At 42.0% G+C, this 19,399-nt stretch carries 19 protein-coding genes; 8 read left to right on the top strand and 11 right to left on the bottom strand.

The genetic code is table 11. The annotated features are described in order from the left end of the window. The coding region (locus tag R8925_RS09810) for an immunoglobulin-like domain-containing protein (protein ID WP_430535692.1) at positions 1-1,508 on the bottom strand (1,508 nt) is incomplete at its 3' end. A gap of 488 nt (positions 1,509-1,996) precedes the next feature. On the opposite strand from R8925_RS09810, the gene R8925_RS09805 reads away from it, so the two are divergent. The 3 genes from R8925_RS09805 to R8925_RS09795 are packed head-to-tail and all read left to right on the top strand — an operon-like array spanning position 1,997 to position 4,792. Then, positions 1,997-3,160 carry a cysteine desulfurase family protein gene (locus tag R8925_RS09805; protein ID WP_430535691.1) on the top strand — a complete coding sequence of 388 codons (1,164 nt, stop codon included), beginning with the start codon at positions 1,997-1,999 and terminating at the stop codon, positions 3,158-3,160. Then, entirely contained in the window at positions 3,157-4,218 is a 1,062-nt protein-coding gene (gene mnmA / locus R8925_RS09800; RefSeq protein WP_430535690.1) for a tRNA 2-thiouridine(34) synthase MnmA, read from the top strand. The genes R8925_RS09805 and mnmA overlap by 4 nt, the downstream gene beginning before the upstream one ends. After that, positions 4,211-4,792: a hypothetical protein gene (locus tag R8925_RS09795; RefSeq protein ID WP_430535689.1), complete on the top strand. Its 582-nt coding sequence runs from the start codon at positions 4,211-4,213 to the stop codon at positions 4,790-4,792. Before mnmA ends, R8925_RS09795 begins: the two co-directional genes overlap by 8 nt. A 53-nt stretch (positions 4,793-4,845) precedes the next feature. Here the strand turns inward: R8925_RS09795 and R8925_RS09790 are convergent, their stop codons facing one another. Continuing rightward, entirely contained in the window at positions 4,846-5,208 is a 363-nt protein-coding gene (locus R8925_RS09790) for a winged helix-turn-helix transcriptional regulator (RefSeq protein WP_430535688.1), read from the bottom strand. A gap of 129 nt (positions 5,209-5,337) precedes the next feature. Here R8925_RS09790 and R8925_RS09785 point away from each other — a divergent pair, with 129 nt between their 5' ends. After that, complete coding sequence (locus R8925_RS09785) at positions 5,338-6,519, top strand: MFS transporter (protein ID WP_430535687.1); 1,182 nt, start codon at positions 5,338-5,340, stop codon at positions 6,517-6,519. Next, positions 6,480-7,337 (top strand): aldo/keto reductase, encoded by an 858-nt coding sequence (locus tag R8925_RS09780; protein ID WP_430535686.1) that lies wholly within the window; start codon positions 6,480-6,482, stop codon positions 7,335-7,337. Before R8925_RS09785 ends, R8925_RS09780 begins: the two co-directional genes overlap by 40 nt. A 162-nt stretch (positions 7,338-7,499) precedes the next feature. Here the strand turns inward: R8925_RS09780 and R8925_RS09775 are convergent, their stop codons facing one another. The 9 genes from R8925_RS09775 to R8925_RS09735 form a co-directional block, all read right to left on the bottom strand. Then, positions 7,500-8,990, bottom strand: a complete 1,491-nt coding sequence (locus R8925_RS09775) for a right-handed parallel beta-helix repeat-containing protein (RefSeq protein ID WP_430535685.1) — start codon at positions 8,988-8,990, stop codon at positions 7,500-7,502. A gap of 107 nt (positions 8,991-9,097) precedes the next feature. Next, positions 9,098-9,703, bottom strand: coding sequence for an HAD family hydrolase (locus R8925_RS09770; RefSeq protein WP_430535684.1), 606 nt, complete (start codon positions 9,701-9,703; stop codon positions 9,098-9,100). A gap of 23 nt (positions 9,704-9,726) precedes the next feature. Further along, positions 9,727-10,101: an RpiR family transcriptional regulator gene (locus tag R8925_RS09765; protein WP_430535683.1), complete on the bottom strand. Its 375-nt coding sequence runs from the start codon at positions 10,099-10,101 to the stop codon at positions 9,727-9,729. Between the two features lie 60 nt (positions 10,102-10,161). Further along, positions 10,162-11,115, bottom strand: coding sequence for a LacI family DNA-binding transcriptional regulator (locus tag R8925_RS09760; RefSeq protein WP_430535682.1), 954 nt, complete (start codon positions 11,113-11,115; stop codon positions 10,162-10,164). 127 nt (positions 11,116-11,242) lie between these two features. Next, positions 11,243-12,550 (bottom strand): hemolysin family protein, encoded by a 1,308-nt coding sequence (locus tag R8925_RS09755; protein ID WP_430535681.1) that lies wholly within the window; start codon positions 12,548-12,550, stop codon positions 11,243-11,245. A 279-nt stretch (positions 12,551-12,829) separates the two neighbouring features. Next, the gene (locus tag R8925_RS09750; RefSeq protein ID WP_430535680.1) at positions 12,830-13,525 is read right to left on the bottom strand and encodes an NAD-dependent protein deacylase; all 696 of its coding nucleotides are present in this window, start codon (positions 13,523-13,525) and stop codon (positions 12,830-12,832) included. Further along, positions 13,525-13,797, bottom strand: coding sequence for a helix-hairpin-helix domain-containing protein (locus tag R8925_RS09745; RefSeq protein ID WP_430535697.1), 273 nt, complete (start codon positions 13,795-13,797; stop codon positions 13,525-13,527). The genes R8925_RS09750 and R8925_RS09745 overlap by 1 nt, the downstream gene beginning before the upstream one ends. A gap of 131 nt (positions 13,798-13,928) precedes the next feature. Continuing rightward, entirely contained in the window at positions 13,929-14,573 is a 645-nt protein-coding gene (gene fsa / locus R8925_RS09740; protein ID WP_430535679.1) for a fructose-6-phosphate aldolase, read from the bottom strand. Positions 14,574-14,708: 135 nt separating this feature from the next. Next, on the bottom strand, positions 14,709-15,383 hold the full coding sequence (locus R8925_RS09735; protein WP_430535678.1) for a Crp/Fnr family transcriptional regulator: 675 nt from the start codon (positions 15,381-15,383) through the stop codon (positions 14,709-14,711). A gap of 335 nt (positions 15,384-15,718) precedes the next feature. Between R8925_RS09735 and R8925_RS09730 the strand changes: the two genes are divergently transcribed. From R8925_RS09730 to R8925_RS09720, 3 genes are read left to right on the top strand one after another with little or no spacing between them, the layout of a single operon-like run. Further along, the gene (locus R8925_RS09730; RefSeq protein ID WP_430535677.1) at positions 15,719-17,461 is read left to right on the top strand and encodes an ABC transporter ATP-binding protein; all 1,743 of its coding nucleotides are present in this window, start codon (positions 15,719-15,721) and stop codon (positions 17,459-17,461) included. Positions 17,462-17,517: 56 nt separating this feature from the next. Beyond that, positions 17,518-18,189 carry a response regulator transcription factor gene (locus R8925_RS09725; RefSeq protein ID WP_430535676.1) on the top strand — a complete coding sequence of 224 codons (672 nt, stop codon included), beginning with the start codon at positions 17,518-17,520 and terminating at the stop codon, positions 18,187-18,189. Continuing rightward, the gene (locus R8925_RS09720) at positions 18,189-19,238 is read left to right on the top strand and encodes a sensor histidine kinase (RefSeq protein WP_430535675.1); all 1,050 of its coding nucleotides are present in this window, start codon (positions 18,189-18,191) and stop codon (positions 19,236-19,238) included. The genes R8925_RS09725 and R8925_RS09720 overlap by 1 nt, the downstream gene beginning before the upstream one ends. Positions 19,239-19,399 lie beyond the last annotated feature (161 nt).

Genomic DNA, 19,399 nt, shown 5'->3' with positions numbered 1-19,399 from the left:
TTTATCGTTTTCGTCGTCGTATTGCCATCTGAATCCGTCACCGAATATTCCACTTCGTAAATTCCTGGCACGTTCGGGTTGACTTCATTTCGCAATACTTTGATGTCTTTCGTTAAGTCGCCATCCTCGGCATCGTGTGCTGTAACGCCCTCTAACGGATCAAATTCATCGCCTACGTTGATGGTTTTATCCTCGGCATAAATGATTGGTTTTTCATTTGAACTAGCCTCGCCGCTACCGCTGATTCTACCGTATTTGAACATCTGGAATTTCGCTTCCAAGTCTGCATCTGTAGATTCGGTATTCTTGGAGTTTGAGCCTTCTATCTCTGTTGTCATCGTATTTTTCTCCCAAGCATTGTCAGCTTCCCGATCATATTCGCCACCCGTCTTCGTCCAAGTCATCACCGTAGCATCTTTAATCGCAAATACTGTGTTTTTGGTAGCATAAAAAAGTGGACTATGCGATTTTTTATTTTTGATATCGTATGCTTTCGGATTATCCAGCGTGATTCGTGAACCACCAACCGCAGTGATAACGCCCTTCATGCTATTTCCTGTAACTGCAAAAGTTGCTTCTGGATGAACGTTAATTACGCTAGCTTCCTGCAAATCAATTGCTGGGTATTCGCCACCACCACGGCTTGTAAGCTGCACTTTTGCATCTTTACGCACAGTCATTGTCGGCGTTGAATAATACGCACCTCTTGCCGCAAAACCTATCGCTGTTCCTGATGCATCAATGTTTAGAGTTGCAGATTCTGCCACATCAATATCATATACTTTGCCGTTAAAAGCTGGATAATAGTATAGGCCCGCTGTATCTTTCGGTGCAACCGCGATATTCACAGTAGCACCTGGCTCTACGCTTACTTTCCCAATGGACTTTCCATCTACGTAATCGCCATCAAAACTAAACGCAGCACGTTTGGCACCATCAGCTGCAATTCCATTGTAATTACTATTTTCTTTGAAGATAACGTGACGAACGCTCGCATTTTCATACAACGTCTTCACAGTATTTTGCCCCATAAAACTCACTGTTCCATTCGATGCTTTCACAAGTTCAGAACCGTTGTAATCCATACCTTGAAAAACAACGTCCCAACCACGGTTAGCTTCAATGAACTTGTAGTCTGCAGCTCGCATACCAAGCGCTTTCATATTTTTAACTGTCAATGTGCGATTCTCTGTGTAATTCTCTTTCGCGCGTATGGCATATTGTTTCGCATCAATAATAATGCCTTTATCCGCATTTCCGTTGATTGTCACATTGCGCCAATTCATCTGAATGTCTTCTGAAAACACGATATCTGACTCAATACTAATGTTCTCTACAGTCGCGTTTTGCAAAGCCTTCTTCAATTCGGCGAACGTATTTACCTTTTCAGTTTCGGCCAAAGTTTGGCTCGTTGTGTTTTTTGAAACAGCTTTGGCATTTGGAATACTGACTTGCATTTGACTTGCAATAACTAGAATAATCAGCATTATTTTAAACATTGATTTCATAGTAAAAAGATATTCCTCCCCTCAAACATAATTTTATTTCTGTACTTATGTTTCTCCATACACATTCGCTATTACAGGCATCCCTCCTCGCGTATCAATATAGATGTAACGGTTTCATTCTATGCGATAATCACTGAATCATCTGACCAAAAAATGACATCAATCATGCATTTTTTGAAAAATTAAGGATATAAATTCCCTGTTAAATCATGGCTCCACTCGCTTTATGCGTAATTAATCACAAAAAGCTATATATTTGATACTGCTAATATTTAGGTAGTGCTTCACATGAATAAAAATGCGCAGAAACAGCCAAAAATCTGACTTGATAGCGGTCTCTTTTTTCACAAAACACTCGCTTGCAGGTATTTTTTGATTAGATGTCTTTCAAAATAAATCATACGATAACTCTAGACAAGAAATTGTCGTTTAGCATCGAAGGTTTATAAGATGCTTGCTAACTATTTACAGAGAGAAGAGTGATAAACATGTATTTGGATTATGCTGCTACCACCCCGGTTCATCCATCGGTGTTGGAAACAATGCTAGTAGTGATGGGACAAGAATTCGGGAACCCATCTAGTGTTCACCAATTTGGTAGAAAGGCACGCTATATTTTGGATTCAGCCAAAGCTACGTTGGCTACAAGTATTGGTGCAAAAGAAAATGAAATCATTATAACAAGTGGCGGTTCAGAAAGTAATAACTTAGCCATTTTTGGTGTTATAAATCAGCTGTCTCAAAGGGCGGGAAAACACATTATCACGACACAGATTGAGCATGCTTCTGTGCAGGAACCAATGTCTTATTTAGAGGCAGAGGGCTTTGAAGTTACTTATCTTGCAACAAAAAAAGACGGTACCATTTGTTTGGAAGAGCTACAGCAAGCAATTCGCCCAGATACAGTTCTTTTGTCTACAATGATGGTGAATAATGAAACAGGTGTGATTATGCCGATTAAGGAAATGAGTGCACTGATTCGAAAGCAAAACCCGGCAATCATTTTTCATACAGATGCTGTTCAGGCTTACGAAACACAAACTATTGATGTCACAGAGCTTGGCATAGACCTACTCTCCACCTCTGCACATAAAATTAGCGGGCCAAAAGGAGTCGGTTTTCTTTTTAAAAGGCAAGGTTGCAAAATTGAAAGTTTAGTCAAAGGGGGCGAGCAGGAGGAAAATAAACGCGCTGGAACGGAGAATATTGCAGGAATCGCAGGATTTGCAAGCGCGGTGAAAATCATGAAAAACCCTGAAAATGATGTTATCAGTCAGATTCAATCTTTGCGGGATACATTTTTGCGAGGCATCGCTGGACAAGTTGCTTTTGAAATCAATGGTGATAATGCAAACAAGGCACCACACATTTTAAACATCTGGTTTCCTGGCATTCCATCAAATTTGCTCATTCCTCATTTAGATCTCGCTGGTGTTGCCATATCTGCTGGTTCCGCTTGCTCTTCTGGAAGCGTGAAGTCAAGCCATGTCTTAGTTTCGATGTTTGGCCCAGAAAGCCCTAGAAACACCGAATCCATTCGCGTGAGTTTCGGACCAGACTTAACGATTACAGATATAGAAAGCGCTACAAAAATCCTAGTCAAAACAATTTCAAAAATCCAAGACTTATTACAAAAGGAAGTGTCTATATGAAAAAAGATATAACAGTCGTAGTAGGCATGAGTGGCGGCGTAAATTCATCAGTTGCTGCTTACTTACTGAAAAAACAAGGATATAACGTCATTGGTCTGTTCATGAAAAATTGGGATGAGAAAAATGAAGACGGTATTTGCACTGCAACGGAAGACTATCGGGATGTTGTAAAAGTGGCGAATGAGCTAGATATTCCTTACTATTCGATTAATTTTGAAGCAGATTATATGGAACGTGTGTTTAAACATGTTGTTCGCGGCCATTTGGAAGGAAAAAATCCAAGCATTGATGTTCGTTGTAACCAAGAAGTGAAGTTCGGTCTATTTAAAAAATATGCGAAACAATTAGGCGCTGACTATATCGCAACAGGTCATTATGCAAAAATAAGCGTTGTTGATAACGATATTAAACTTATGACTGGCGCTGACCAGAATGAGCAGACCTATTTTTTAAGTATGCTGAAAAAAGAACAGTTAGAGAATGTGATTTTCCCGTTATCTGGATTAGCTAGGTGGGAAATTCGTGAACTCGCTATCGGCGCGGAACTTGCAACTGCGGCAAAAACTGATTCTGATGGGCTTTGCTATATTGGGGAACAAGAATTTAACCAGTTTATTCGTGATTTTGTGGATCAGAAAAAAGGCGCTATCATTCATGGACAGGAAGCAATCGGCGCACACGATGGTTTAGCTTTTTATAAAATTGGTTCAAGCTATGAATTCACAGTAGGAGACAGTTCACCTAGGCTAACCGTGATTGAAAAAAACTACAGCAATAATACAATCATTGTCAGCGAAAATCATAACCACCCAAAATTATTCGTCACGGAAGCGCTAATTGATAGTATAAGCTTGTTTTCACACACAAATAGCACGTTTGATTCGCTTATTTGCCATGCTAAAACTGGTTATCGAAAACCAAATATTAGAGTTACCATTTCTCCTAGGGACGATAGTACGCAGATCGTATTTGATGAGCCGGTTCGAGCCCTTCTGCCAGGTCAACATATAGCTCTTTATAGCGGTTCTGAATGCATCGGAGGCGCTGTTATTGGCTAGGCTATCGCTACAAGATAACACCTCTAACTATAAAGTCTTACACGATGCACAAGAATCACTTTTCCCATATACGATTTCTAGAATGGAAAGTGTCGTTTCTTTTTCCGTATTAGGAAACATTGCGACAACTACGATAGGGATTATAGAAGAAGATGGTGCAACAATTGAATATATGGGCACCCACTTTGGACCATTATGTAAAGGTTTTTATTTTTGTATTCCCGGTGTTTTCGAATTTAATGGAAAAGCCATTTTATTAGAACGCACAGGATACAATGGAAATTTGATGATAGGGACTACAAATTTAAAAAGTGCTTTTAATCCAGACTCTCTATTTTCTGAAGTATCACTAATCACACCTTTAGCACCTAGTGCACCTGCATTGAACTATTTTATATTGCCCAGAGGTTGCATGATTACATTACCAAAATCGATTCACCTCTATGTTGTAAGCGGTGATATTCATTATGAACAAGAATACTTATCAGCAAATGATATCCGTTTTACGACAAAATCTACCGTGATGGAAGTCAAAAGCGAAGTAGGTAAATGCTTTTTGCTAAAAGCTTTCTAATGATAAAAACAGGTCTAGTGGGGCTATTTACCACTAAACCTGTTTTATTGGTTTTACTGATTCAATATACTCTCTTCCAAAAAGTCTGATCGGTTCCCATATACACGCTCGATATGACCGTCACCCCAATTGCACAAAGCGCTCAAAATAATCTCCAGTGATTGGCCGTATTCGCTCAATTCATATTCCACTTTGGGTGGTACTTGATTATACACAATCCGATTTATAATTCCATCTTGTTCTAGCTCTCGCAATTGTTGCGTGAGCATTTTTTGCGTAATGGATGGGATTAATCGTTTCAGTTCGCTCGTTCGTTTTTTGCCGTGTGTTAAATGGCATAGAATCACGCATTTCCACTTACCACCAATGACCTCAAGTGTAGCCTCAACAGAAATATTATATTTTTTTTGCATCACTTGCTCCTTCCTATAGGTACTAAAAAGTATCTATATTACAAAAAAGTACGTACTTGTTTTAATGTCTACTAAGTATCATAATAACACTTGTCATCAAAAAAGCAAGCAGAATTTAAGGGGGCTTATCACTTGAAAGGAAATCGAAATATTTTTGCTTTATTGGCTTTAGCAGTTAGTGCTTTTGCGATTGGAACGACCGAATTTATCAGCGTCGGGTTGCTTCCTCTCATCGCAGAAGACTTAGCAATACCAGTTAGCACAGCGGGGCTCACCGTCTCACTTTATGCAGTCGGCGTCATGTTCGGTGCACCAATCTTAACAGCACTAACATCCCGTATGAATCGCAAAGCATTGCTACTCACCATCATGATTGTATTCATACTCGGTAATCTGACCGCAGCATTCTCTAATACTATCACGCTACTACTCATCGCTCGCGTCATATCTGCCTTCGCACATGGCGTCTTCATGTCTATCGGGTCCACCATCGCAGCCAACCTTGTTCCGCCAAACAAGAGAGCCAGCGCCATATCCATCATGTTCACTGGGCTCACCATCGCAACCATAACCGGTGTCCCGATTGGCACACTTATCGGGCAACAATTCGGCTGGCGCGCTGCATTTTTTGGCATCACAGCAATCGGTATCATTGCACTCATCGCTAATCTCATCCTAGTACCGAAAAACTTGCGACCTGGCACCAAAATAACTCTTCGCGACCAAGTCAAAGTACTCACGAATGGCCCGTTACTACTTGTGTTTGCCATCACCGCACTCGGCTATGGAGGAACATTTGTCGTATTCACCTATATGACACCACTACTCGAACAAGTCACCGGTTTTCCAACCGACACTATCGCGATTCTCCTTTTCATCTACGGAATCGCCATTGCAATCGGCAACATGATCGGTGGGAAAGTCGCCAATAAACGACCAATCCAAGCCTTATTTTATATGTTTATCGCGCAAGCAATCGTGCTCGGATTACTCTACTTCACTGCCCCATCCAAAGTTTTCGGGCTCGCAACAATACTGCTCATGGGCGTTTTTGCCTTCATGAACGTGCCTGGCTTGCAAGTCTACGTCGTGATGTTAGCAGAGAAATTCGTCCCAAAAGGAGTTGATATCGCGTCCGCACTTAATATCGCCGCGTTTAACGCCGGAATCGCGCTTGGCTCCTACATCGGAGGGCTTGTTATTACCTACATGCAAATCCGCGACACAACCTGGATTGGCATGATTATGGTCCTCACAGCCGTGGCTCTAACCGCATGGAGCAAAAAATTAGAAACAAAACAGGAGGAATTTTAAAAATGAAAACAGTCAAATTAGCAAATGGAATCGACATGCCCGTCCTCGGACTCGGCGTATTTAAAGTAGAAGAAGGCACAGAACTCATATCCGCTGTCAAAGAAGCCATCCGACTCGGCTACCGTAGCATCGACACCGCAGCCATCTACGGCAACGAAGCAAGTACGGGCCAAGGTATCCGCGAATCAGGCATCCCACGCGAAGAACTTTTTATCACGTCCAAAGTCTGGAATGCCGACCTCGGATACGAAGAAACACTTGCCGCTTTCGACGAAACTATGCGAAAAATGGAGCTTGACTATCTCGATCTCTATCTCATTCACTGGCCCGCTGATAGCAGATACATTGATGCTTGGCGCGCGCTCGAAACACTTCACAAAGCTGGCCACATCCGCGCAATTGGCGTTAGCAATTTTCAGATTCACCATTTAGAAACACTCAAAAAGCACGCCACCATCATGCCAACCATCAATCAAGTAGAACTCCATCCACGACTCACACAAAAAGAACTTATAGCGTATTGCAAAGAAAACAACATTCGCGTCGAAGCTTGGTCCCCACTCATGCAAGGCGGTCTCTTCGACAATCAGACACTCCAAGCAATCGCGACACACCACAATAAAACCATCGCCCAAATTATCCTGCGTTGGGACTTACAAAACGGCATCATTGCTATTCCAAAATCCACAAAACCACACCGCATCGCAGAAAATATGGATATCTTTGACTTTGAGTTAACTCTCGATGAAATGACAAAAATCGACGCTCTGAATCAAAATCTCCGCGTTGGACCAGATCCAGATAACATCGATTTCTAAAAAATTAGATAAGCACTGACTCAAACTATAGAGACACTGCTTCACATGATTTCCCATCAGATTTTAGCGTATCGACAAAGTAACTGGGACAGAATTTTAACGATAAAAACAGACGTTTGTCGACACGCTGAGCGATGGATCACGGAAAGCAATCACTTATTCCTATTTTTTAAATGTATAATTATTCGTGTTCCTCACCACCACACTATTTGTATCCGCAATCTTCATCACCAATTTTGCATTCCTCATGTTCAGGCTCCCATTAGCAAACAAACCTGCACCCCGATAATTCTTTGATAGCAGCATACCGTAGCCCGATACCTTGCTCCACTTCGCATTATTCCACTCCCCGTTATTCTGTCCACCACGAAAAACAATACCCTCAATCGGTGCTGAAACAAGTTTGCCGATATAATTCCCAACAATGGAAACCCGCTTATTATTCGCAGTTAACACAATCCCATTATAATTCGTCCTCCCACTGCTTTCCAACTGTATCCGGTTCCCTGAAACAATCGCGCCAAAAGTCGCCTGTATGACAATCCCACCAGCATAAACACTGATTGCCTGCACATTCTCCACTTGATTATTCAAAACTTGTATACCCATTGCATAGACCGCATCACGACTCTTCTTCAACTTAGCACCGGAAACAACAATGCCACGCACCGTTTTAAATTTCTCCGACTTGGCCAATTTCAACCTCACGTAATCCGACTGCTTATTAATTCGGTTATTACGAATTATCACATTTTGAGGCGGGCCAATCGTTCCAGCATCACCAGCCAACGTAATCGAAACAATTGCAATCGCATTTCTTACATTCAAAATTGTATTATTCTGAATCACCAAATTCCGCCCATGATGCGTATCAATCCCTTCCCAAACTGCGTTATTCAAAATATAGGAATCCGTGATTACCCCCCCCTCACTGCGAGGATTCACTTTCGCCTGAACACCCGTAGCCAATTTACTATCATACACTTCCGTCAGCGCAATATTATACGCCAATCGCTGTCCCAAAACACCTACATCTCGCACCATCACTTTTTGAATCGTCGTATTGTTCGCCGAGTACCCAATAATCCCTGCATAACCAATATTGGCAACCACCATCTGCGCCTGCGTCACTCCAGCAATCCGCACACGATCCGTATACTTGAGAAAAATGCCATTCCCATCAAAATTCTGAATCCGGCTGTTCAAAATCTGCACATTTCGCACACGCTGACTCGCACTAGCACCCACAATTTCAACCCCATTATGCTTTGGATTGACGGACTTCCGCGTACCCTGCCCGTCTAAAACAACATTTTCAAGTTTCGTATCACTCCCAAGCTTCACAACCGGAATCCGATTATTCTGCCGTATCTTTAAAATTGGCATCGCATTTAAACCAGCTCCACGCAACGTTACACCAGCAGGAACAACCACCGTCCGCGCAAGCAGAAAAGTACCTTTTGGCAATGTTACCACTTTTTCGGCTACCACCTTACTTTTCCCAGCTTTTTGTAATGCCAATTCAATTATCTGATTATTCATCGTCGCCTTTACTTCATCCGTTGATAGTTCCACAGAGCCATTGATACTCGAAGAAAACACCATGGTAGAAAAAACTAGCAATGCTCCAACCATAATCTTGGTTCGCATCATCCTGTCCTCCTCCATTCAAAACAGCTTTCTCCTCTCTACCATCATTTAGGCCAATTCAAACAAAAAAGCATGAAAAACAGTTTGAACTGCCATTTCACGCTCTCCATTTATACATATTTCAAAATATCACTCGGCTTCTCAAAAATTAAATTCGCATTCTCAAAACCATCCGTTCTCTTCGCTCCCCACAACGCTAGTCCAAAATCCGCACCAGCCCTATGCGCGCATTCCATGTCATATGTAGCATCCCCAATATAAATCGTCGCCGCCGGGTCCGCATCAAGCAATTCCATACACCGCAAAAGTGGCTCCGGATGTGGCTTATGATTCTCCGTATCACTCGCACAAACTATCACGTCAAAATGAGGCGCCAAACCAAACGGATAAAATCCCGTCTCCATTTCGCCCGCGTTTTTCGAAGTTACCACACCAACTCCATCCAATTTTGACAAAACTTCCACAATCCCGTCGAAAATTCTTACCTCCTCATTCAATTTAGCCTCCAGCTCGAACCAATCGGCCATTACCGCATCTTGATTCTCTACCCCCAACTTCGCCAATGCTTTCTCACCTGTAATCCCAAGCGCAAACCGCAAATCTTCCAACTCATAATCTAATCCCACATTCGAAAGCGCTACACGCAAAGCATGCAAAACCACCTGCTCCGTATCCAAAAGCGTCCCATCCACATCAAAAATCACCGTTTTATACATTCCAAACCACCTCTCTTCGCTAATCACTCTGCAAAATGATGTTGGTGATGCGTCGTATACTGCCGTCTTTTAGCATTTCGAAACTGCGTCCCATCCTGCTTCACACCATACCTCGCCGTCCGCAATTCCCAAGCAAAATCGCTCAAATCACCATTCACAGCTTCGTCCAATTCAAACAACATATCCCCACAAGCAAACGTCACATAGAGCCGTCCATTCTCCGGAACAACCAAAATATCCGTCAACTTAGCTATTGGAAACGTCTGTCGCTTCTTCATTCCCATACTATAATTCCTGTCAAAAACGAGATAATCCCGCTCCAAATAAAACTCTCCGTACTGAAACTCCATTCCAAAGTTCGCCGCCACCTTACACATACCCGCAACACGCATCATCATCGCTCCTTCCAATTTCTATTACATTGAATATAAACGATGAAATGCATTTCAGGTCAAGCGCTATATCGAATTTCGTATCACGATTTCGTGTTGCACCTGTTTTCGCTCCACTTTTTCATTCAAAAATAGCTCCACAGCCACCTTCCCAATCTCTCGCAAGTTCTTATCCACTGTCGATATCTCTAGCACATCCCCAATCGGCAAATTCTCCTCACCCAGGATTGCCATATCTCTTGGCACATTAAGGGCTTGACGTGTTACATAATAATGCATCCCCGCCGCAATCTCATCCCCATTCGCATAAATCGCCGTCGGAGGCTCAGCCAAATCTAAAAACCGTTCCCCAGCCCTTTTTCCATCCGCCACATCAAAACAATCCTGCAAAATAAGCGCATCATCCAACTCTCCAAAAACAGTCTCGTAAGCCATTATTTTCAATTTTGTACTATTGCTCCATCGCTCCTCACGCCCAACCGTGAAACCAACGCGCGTATGCCCAGCATTCTTCAGCAACTGGAATCCATCCGTGTACGCCTGAAACTGATCCACATAAGCACATGAAATCAGCGGATGATTAATATACTCACAAGCAACAATCGGCCCATACTTCGCGTACGGCGCAATCGTCTCCCAATCATTAGCACGCGAAGCAATTACAAGCCCGTCAATCCGCTTTGTTTTCAGCATTCGCAAATACCTTTCTTCCTCCGCCTGATCATACCCTGTTGGACAAATCACCACCGAATAACGCTTCGCAAAAGCCGCCTCCAAAACACCATTCATCACCTTATCAAACCACGGATGATCATTATACGGCAATACAAACCCAATCGTATTTGTCCGCCCACGACTAAGATCAACTGCATTCCGATTCGGACTATAATCCAATTCCGCAATCACCTTTTGAACACGCTTACGTTTCTCCTCCACAACATACGGATGACCGTTCAAAACCCGCGAAACCGTCGTCACCGAAACACCAGCCAATTTTGCGATATCCTTAATATTCGACAAGTCACGCACCCCCATTTCCATCTACCACTATCATACCGATAAAATAAGCCCATCTCAAGTCCCATTATTGTTATACAAAAAGATTCCTTCGAAGTGTCTCTCACCCCAAAGGAATCCTGTAACTAACCTATTTCCCTATCTCCACTCGTATTGTGACAACACGCGACTCCTTAATCTCCGTCACAATAAAAGTCAAATTCTCATATTCCAAAATAACTTCTTCACCATCATCAGGAATTGTTTTCAGCTGTGTCAACACAAAACCAGCAATCGTCTCTATTCCTCTATCGGGAAGTTCCACATGAAACATTTCATTGAAGTCATCAATCGGCATTCGTCCCTCAACAATAAAAGTGTGCTCATCCAACTTCTTCACCTCGTCAGACAACACATCAAATTCATCATCAATTTCGCCGACAATCTCCTCCAATAAATCCTCCACCGTCACGATACCAGCGACACCACCATACTCATCCATCAAAATAGCCATTTGATTATGGGATTTTTGCATCGCTTTCAACAAATCATCCACAAAAATCGTTTCTGGCACGAAGAAAGCCTCTTTCACTAACAACTTTACGTCGATATTATCAAAACCTTGTTTCCTCGCCGCCAAAAATAAATCCTTCATATGCAGAATACCATACACCGAATCCATGTCGTCCAAATAAACCGGAATACGCGAGAAATTTTTCTCCAAAAGTTTATCTACCAACACACTCGAACTCTCATTCGCATTGATCATAAAGCTATCCGTACGCGGTACCATCACTTCTTTCGCATAAATCGTGTCCATTTCAAAAACACCACGAAGCATGTCGAGTTCCGCTTTTTCAATTGCACCATCACGTCGGCCAGTCTCAATAATAAGCTGCATTTCCTCACGCGTCATTTTCTCTGTGTTCTCGTCCTTATCCATCCGCGTTATTTTCACAAGCACATTTGTTGAGAACGATAAGAATTTGACAAACGGTGCCAAAATCAAGCTAATAATCATAATTGGTCGTACCGAAAAACGAGAAATTGCTTCCGCTTTCTGTAACGCAATACGCTTCGGATAAAGCTCACCAAAAACCAGCGTAATGTAAGATAAAATAATCGTCACAACGACCACTGCCATCTCATTCGCAAAAGCAGTCCCGCCAAATCGCTCCCCCAAAACAGAAGCAATACTCGTCGCTGCCGCTGCACTAGAGAAGAAACCAGCAAGCGTAATACCCACTTGAATTGTCGCGATAAATCGACTCGGATCATCTATCATTTTCACAAGCAACTGCGCTTTTTTATCACCTTGCTCTGCCTGCGATCTAACACGGTTTTTGTTAAGCGATACCAACGCCATTTCTGCCGAAGCAAAAAACGCATTCAGTAACGTCAACACCAAAATAAGAATTAATTGTACAATAATCTGCTGACTCTCGGGGTCAGGGTTCATCAACCATCCACTCCTTTATCTTTGTGTGGAGCATACCCCAAGTAAACCGGCGGCAAGCGTTCGCAATCGAATAGTTTAGCGGACTTCCGGTTCTCATGTACACGAGTACACTCCGCTTCCGGCTTCCACAAAACTATTCGATTACAAACGCTTTCGCTCGATTTGTGTAAAGCCTAGTCTTCATACTACCCAAAAAGATAAAACAAGAATCTCGGCTTTATGTGGAGTTTGTCCATACCTTTAAAATTTTACCATGTTTCGCTCAGGTTCTGCAAGAAATCACAATTCTTTAAAAATACTGATAGCATCGTCTTGAATCATCGTGTGTTGGAATGGTAGCCTCAATAATTCTTGGTTCACTGCAAAAACGATGCTGTCCACTTTGCGATAATCCGTCAAATTACAAAATGGGCTTACTTTAAAAGATGTTCCCACAATGACAATCAAATCTGCCTTCGTAATCGCAGCTAACGCGTCATTTATCGCATCATCTGGCAAATTTTCTTCATACAATACAACTTCTGGGCGAATGATTCCACCACAATTCTCATGCTTATCTGATTCCAAATACTGCTCCGAACGTACCGTAATGCCGCACTTTTGGCAATGACAGCGATATAAATTTCCGTGAAATTCTACCACATTACGTGAACCAGCTTTTGCATGAAGCCCATCAATATTCTGTGTCACGACCGTCACCCACTTCCCCGCGCGCCGTTCGATTTCCGCCATTTTTTCATGAATCACATTCGGTTCTGCATTCGGATAGTACATATTATCCCGCACAAACGCGTAAAACTTATCCGGCTCATTCTGCAAACATGTCGCACTTAGCAAATACTCCGGATTTTCTTTCCCAGTATAAAGTCCATTTTTCGAACGATAATCCGGAATTCCTGAAGGTACCGACACACCGGCACCAGTCAAAAACACAATCCGTTCACTACTCATCAAGCTCTCCGCAAGCGTTCCCATCACTCCACCTCCCCTGGATAGGCGCGATTCTTCCAATTCCACCATTTCAAGAGAGCGGGATCAGGCTCTTCTGTTTCCACAAAATAAACCGCACATCGAAATGTATACAGCACACATGGATCAACACGCTCACCCTCAAATTCACACATCAATTCATACAAATGAAGCGGGTTCTTCCCCTTCAAATCTGCCATTTTGTAAACTCCAATGTTATGTAGCGCCTCACTCAAACGCTTTCCAATCCCAGGTATTTGCAATAGTTCATCTTTCATCATTCCCGCCTCCGTTCCTTGCCTCTATTCTACCATGCATGCTATACACATTTAAACAGTATTAGCTAGGTTCAGCACTAAAAAAGAACAAGCCATCCTAAAAATATAGCTTGTTCTTCTCATTCTATTCATTATTTTTGCGTTGCTTCCCAATCCGCCAAAAATTTCTCAATTCCCGAATCAGTAAGCGGATGCTTCAACATCTGCTCGTATACTTTATATGGAATCGTCGCAATGTCTGCACCTGCACGGGCACACTCAATCACATGAATCGGATGACGCACGCTTGCTGAAATAATTTCTGTTGCAATATCATGGACTTTAAAAATTTCTGCAATATCACGAATCAAAATCAACCCATCAGAACCAATATCATCCAGACGCCCCAAAAATGGCGACACATATGTAGCACCCGCTCGCGCTGCAAGTAAAGCTTGCGCTGCTGAGAAAACTAGCGTCACATTCGTCTTAATGCCTTCCTTGTTTAGCACCGCAACCGCAGCCAGCCCTTCACCAGTCATCGGAATCTTAACAACCATATTTGGATGGATTTTAGAAATCACACGACCTTCTTCAACCATTTTTTCTGCTTCCAAACTGACAACTTCTCCACTAATTGGCCCATCTACAATCGATGTAATTTCCTCGATTACCTGATTAAAATCACGCCCCTCTTTCGCAATCAAAGATGGGTTCGTTGTCACCCCAGCTACAAATCCCATTCGATTAGCCTTCCTAATTTCCTCTACATTGGCAGTATCAATAAAAAATTTCATGTTCATCCTCCTCATACGCATTAAGCGCTTTCATAACTTCCATCCCATTGTATACCTTTTACCACTAAATGTCTCATAAACTGCTTTTTCGCAAAAAAATAGGCACGACATTGACGTCACACCTAAATTCTAATCCTATAATCTATCTCTATCAATAATAAGTAGCGGCTTCGGTCGGTTGCGCAAAATTCCTGCCTCAATCAAGTTCATCACAGTATGCGCCACATATTCACGAGACGTGTTCGTATATCTGCCTAAAACCTCCTGAGTCAATTGCCTCGGCAAAATAATGCCATCCTCCGTCTCCGTCCCCAATTCAAGTCCTGTTTTCAATAATACTTTTCTGATTCGCTCTTCTTTCTTCAAAAAAGTAAGTTTACAGAAATATTGATATTCCCGTAGCTCCTCTGCCATATATTCCGCCATAAAAAATGTACCTTCCTGATCATACCGGTTCAAAATCGCACACAAAAATGAACTATCAACTTCCATGATTTCGCCATGTCCCAAACTTTGCAGCAATTGGCTCGGTTCCCAAGAATCATAGTAAATATGGTGCAATCCGAAACAATCATGCTTCCCTAGAAAGCGCGTAATACCACCTTTTGGCTTATCGCTCTGTATCACAACGCCATAAATACCACTCAAAATAAAGTATATTTTGAATTCTTCGCCTTGTTTATTTTGTAAAATATCACCTTTTTTCGTACGACTCACCGAACAGTATTTATTGAAATCAGGGTCCTCAAAACAATACTCTATCAATTTAGTCACAGTAATACTTGATTTTCCCTCTTTTAGAAATAGCATAGGCTCTCCTTCTCACTTTCTAATCGATGTATCTTTAAATTATAACATATGATAACTTAAAATTACTACTATATTCGCGATTCATTATATATAATTTAGACACATATATAGCTAAAAAACGATTTCAGAAGTAAGAAAATGAATATATATTCCTTATAAAATCCTAAAAAAAAGAATTTAAGCCTACTTCCATTAGCATTAATCAACACTTTTATAAATGTAGTTCATATCACATTGTAAGTTGTTCATATTCCATTCATAATCATCCTTTATATTAAAGTGGCACGAGGGAAACCCTCAAACAGACAGCGTAGCATCGAAAGGAATGGAATAACATGAAAAAGATAAAAAAAGAAAAGTCATCCTATAGTTGGAAACAGTTTTTCCAACTACTCATCTCAACTAGACCATCAAAAGCAGTCATCATTGGCGGATTTTTAGCAAGTTTAGTAACAACAACAGCAGGACTACTCATCCCGCTATTCACCAAAAACCTAATTGATGGGTTCTCGCCATCATCACTGAGTTGGCAAATGATTGCAACAATCGTCGCGGTATTTGTGCTCCAAGCCGTGACAAACGGTTTTGCAATCTTCCTGCTTAACTTAATGGGTCAAAAAATGGTAGCCTCAATGCGTGAGAAACTATGGAAAAAAACTCTAAATTTGCCAGTATCCTATTTCGATAATACTAAATCTGGTGAAATGGTCAGCCGGATGATTAACGACACAGTGGTCATCAAAGAATTAATTGCCGACAGCTTACCACAATTCGTAACTGGCGTCATCTCCGTTGTTGGTGCCATAACTATCCTATTTGTTATGGACTGGAAAATGACATTACTACTCATCGTCGCAGTTCCAATTACAGCACTTGTCGTTGCTCCACTCGGTCAAAAGATGTTCAAAATTTCCCGTGGCATGCAAAAAGAAACAGCAGATTTCACTGGCTCTATCAGCCAAACACTATCTGAGGTTCGTCTTGTAAAATCTTCTAATGCAGAAGCAAAAGAAATCACAGATGGCACATCAGGGATTAGTCGCTTACTAAAATTCGGTGTCCGTGAAGCAAAAGTAACAGCTATTATTGGACCATTGATGCTTTTCGTTGTGATGGGCGTCATCGTTGGAATTATTGGCTACGGCGGTATCCGTGTCTCAGCGGGCACATTGTCCACCGGTACACTTATTGCATTCTTACTTTACCTGTTTCAAATCATCGTACCAGTTACATCATTCGTCACTTTCTTTACTCAACTCCAAAAATCAAAAGGTGCCACAGAACGCATCTCCGAAATTTTAGAACACGAAGAAGAAAATATTTACGATGGAGCTACGGTCGATGTTAGTGGTAAGAAAATTACTGCAAATAATCTCTTTTTCTCCTATAATGAAGATGAACCAATTTTGCAAGACATCTCGTTTGAAACAAGACCCGGGGAAGTCATTGCTTTTGCAGGCCCAAGCGGTGGTGGTAAATCAACCTTGTTCGCGATTCTAGAGCGCTACTATAAGGCAAAGTCAGGCGAAATTTTGATTGGTGACCAGCCTCTAAACGAAATTTCAATTCATTCATGGCGCAGTCAAATCGGTTACGTGTCACAAGAAAGCGCGATGCTTTCCGGTACGATTCGTGATAATTTATGTTATGGTTTAGATAAAGAATTCAGCGATGACGACTTGTGGGCTGTTACAAAACTAGCCTACGCAGACACTTTCATTGCAAAACTGCCTAACCAACTAGACACAGAAGTCGGGGAACGCGGTGTGAAACTTTCCGGCGGACAACGTCAACGTATTGCGATTGCTAGAGCTTTCCTTCGCAATCCGAAAATCTTAATGCTAGACGAAGCTACAGCAAGTCTTGATAGCCAATCTGAACGCATCGTCCAACAAGCTTTGGCGAACTTGATGGAAGGACGGACAACATTTGTGATTGCACATCGCCTATCCACAATTGTGAACGCAAATCAAATCCTATTTATCGAGCATGGCGAAATCACCGGTCGTGGAACACATAGCGAACTTGTTGCTAGTCACCCACTATATGCAACATTTGCGGAACAACAATTGACTTAATTAAAAACGGTAGCGATATTTCCCGGGAAATATCGCTACTCTTGGAGGTAGAATAGATGAACAGAATTTTGATGGTGGATGACGATAGCAACATTCGCGAACTCGTCACCATTTTTCTAGAAAAAGAAGGTTTTACCGTTTTCAATGCAGAAGATGGTATTGATGCACTCGCTGTTCTTGAAAAAACAACAGTTGATTTGGCGATTATCGATATTATGATGCCGAACATGGACGGTTGGGAACTATGTAGCGCTATAAAAAGCTTTCAAGAAATTCCCGTTATTTTCTTAACTGCACGTGGAGAAATCGAGCAAAAAATAAAAGGATTCAGCCTCGGCGCCGATGACTATGTCGTGAAACCATTCGCGCCCGAAGAACTCGTAGCAAGAATCCGGGTTCTCCTCAAGCGTTATCAAATCCTAGCAACCCAAGAAATCCGTATCGGCAATATCTCACTCAATGAAAAAGAAATGCTTGTTATACTTCAAAACCGCGCCATCACGCTACCACTAAAAGAATTCCAGCTACTATTCCGCCTCGCCGGGTATCCCGATAAAACCTTCTCCAGAGAACAACTCATCGAAGAAATCTGGGGCTATGACTATGAAGGTGACGAGCGCACAGTAGACGTCCACATCAAGCGTTTGCGCGAAAAATTCCCAGCCAACATATCCGGCTTTACCATCCGTACCATTCGCGGACTCGGCTACCGTTTGGAGGAAACATAATGGGCAAAAAACTAAAAGCCATTGCAACTAGCCTCATGGTTGGCGTCTTTTTCATCCTAGCTAACCTTGCCTCCTACGTCATCTTCACATGGCTAAAAGGAAAATACGACTTCTCCTGGCCTATGGTGCTAGAACAAGCAACTATCGCAGCCGGCGGTATCACTATCATGGTTCTCATTGGATTTATCCTCAGTCGCTTCTTTTTCCGACACGAACGAGCCTATTTCAAAATATTCGGTGCTGTCCTAGAAGAAATTGGGCGCGGTAACTTTCAAATTAGCGAACAACTCCGCCCATTACAACGTATGGATGACGGTAATATTCGTGACACCGTTTTACAAGTAGAAAAAATGGCTGAACAACTCGGTGAAATGGAAACACTGCGGCAAGACTTTATTGCTAACGTCTCCCATGAAATCCAATCACCGCTCACATCCATTTCCGGTTTCACAAAACTGCTCCAAGACAACAACCTCAGTGCTGAAAAACGCACCCATTATCTTGAAATCATCCAAGCAGAAACAAGTAGACTCTCCAAAATCAGCGAGAACCTACTCAAACTAACCGCCCTAGAAAAAAATGATTACAAACTCAATCCTACTGAATTTCGCCTAGACTACCAGATTCGCGACATGATTCTAACCGCCGAACCCCAGTGGCAAAGCAAACAACTTGAAGTCATCGTAGACCTCACACCAACTAAATTTTACGGCGATGAATCCCTACTCTACCAAGTGTGGCAAAACCTTTTTCACAATGCCATCAAATTCACGCCCAAAAGCGGAACGATTCAAGTAACGCTCACTAAAAATAAAGCAGATCAAACCGAAATAACCATTCAGGACAGTGGTATCGGCATTTCTCAAGAAGACCAACTCCGCATCTTTGAACGTTTTTACAAAGCAGACCTCTCACGTCAAGCTAAAATCGGCGGAAGCGGGCTTGGACTCTCCATTGTGAAGCGAATTGCCGATTTGCATGATATGACAATTGCAGTAGATAGTAGCGAAGATCGCGGAACCAAAATCACAGTACTCCTGCCAAAATAATAAACAAGCTAAGATTAGTAGAGGATGGAACAAAAGATAAAGAATCATTGCAATCGTAGTTCCTGGTACCTTAGCAGGATTAACACTAAGACAGGCAAAAAATGAAATGATTGCTATCGAGAACTTATATCAAAGTCTAATTTTGATTAGGCTTTGGTGAT

It is taken from the genome of Listeria rocourtiae subsp. hofi (genome assembly GCF_963575615.1).
GTDB lineage: Bacteria > Bacillota > Bacilli > Lactobacillales > Listeriaceae > Listeria_A > Listeria_A hofi.
Note: the sequence above shows the minus strand (reverse complement) of the source record. Positions and strands in the feature narration are given on the sequence as shown.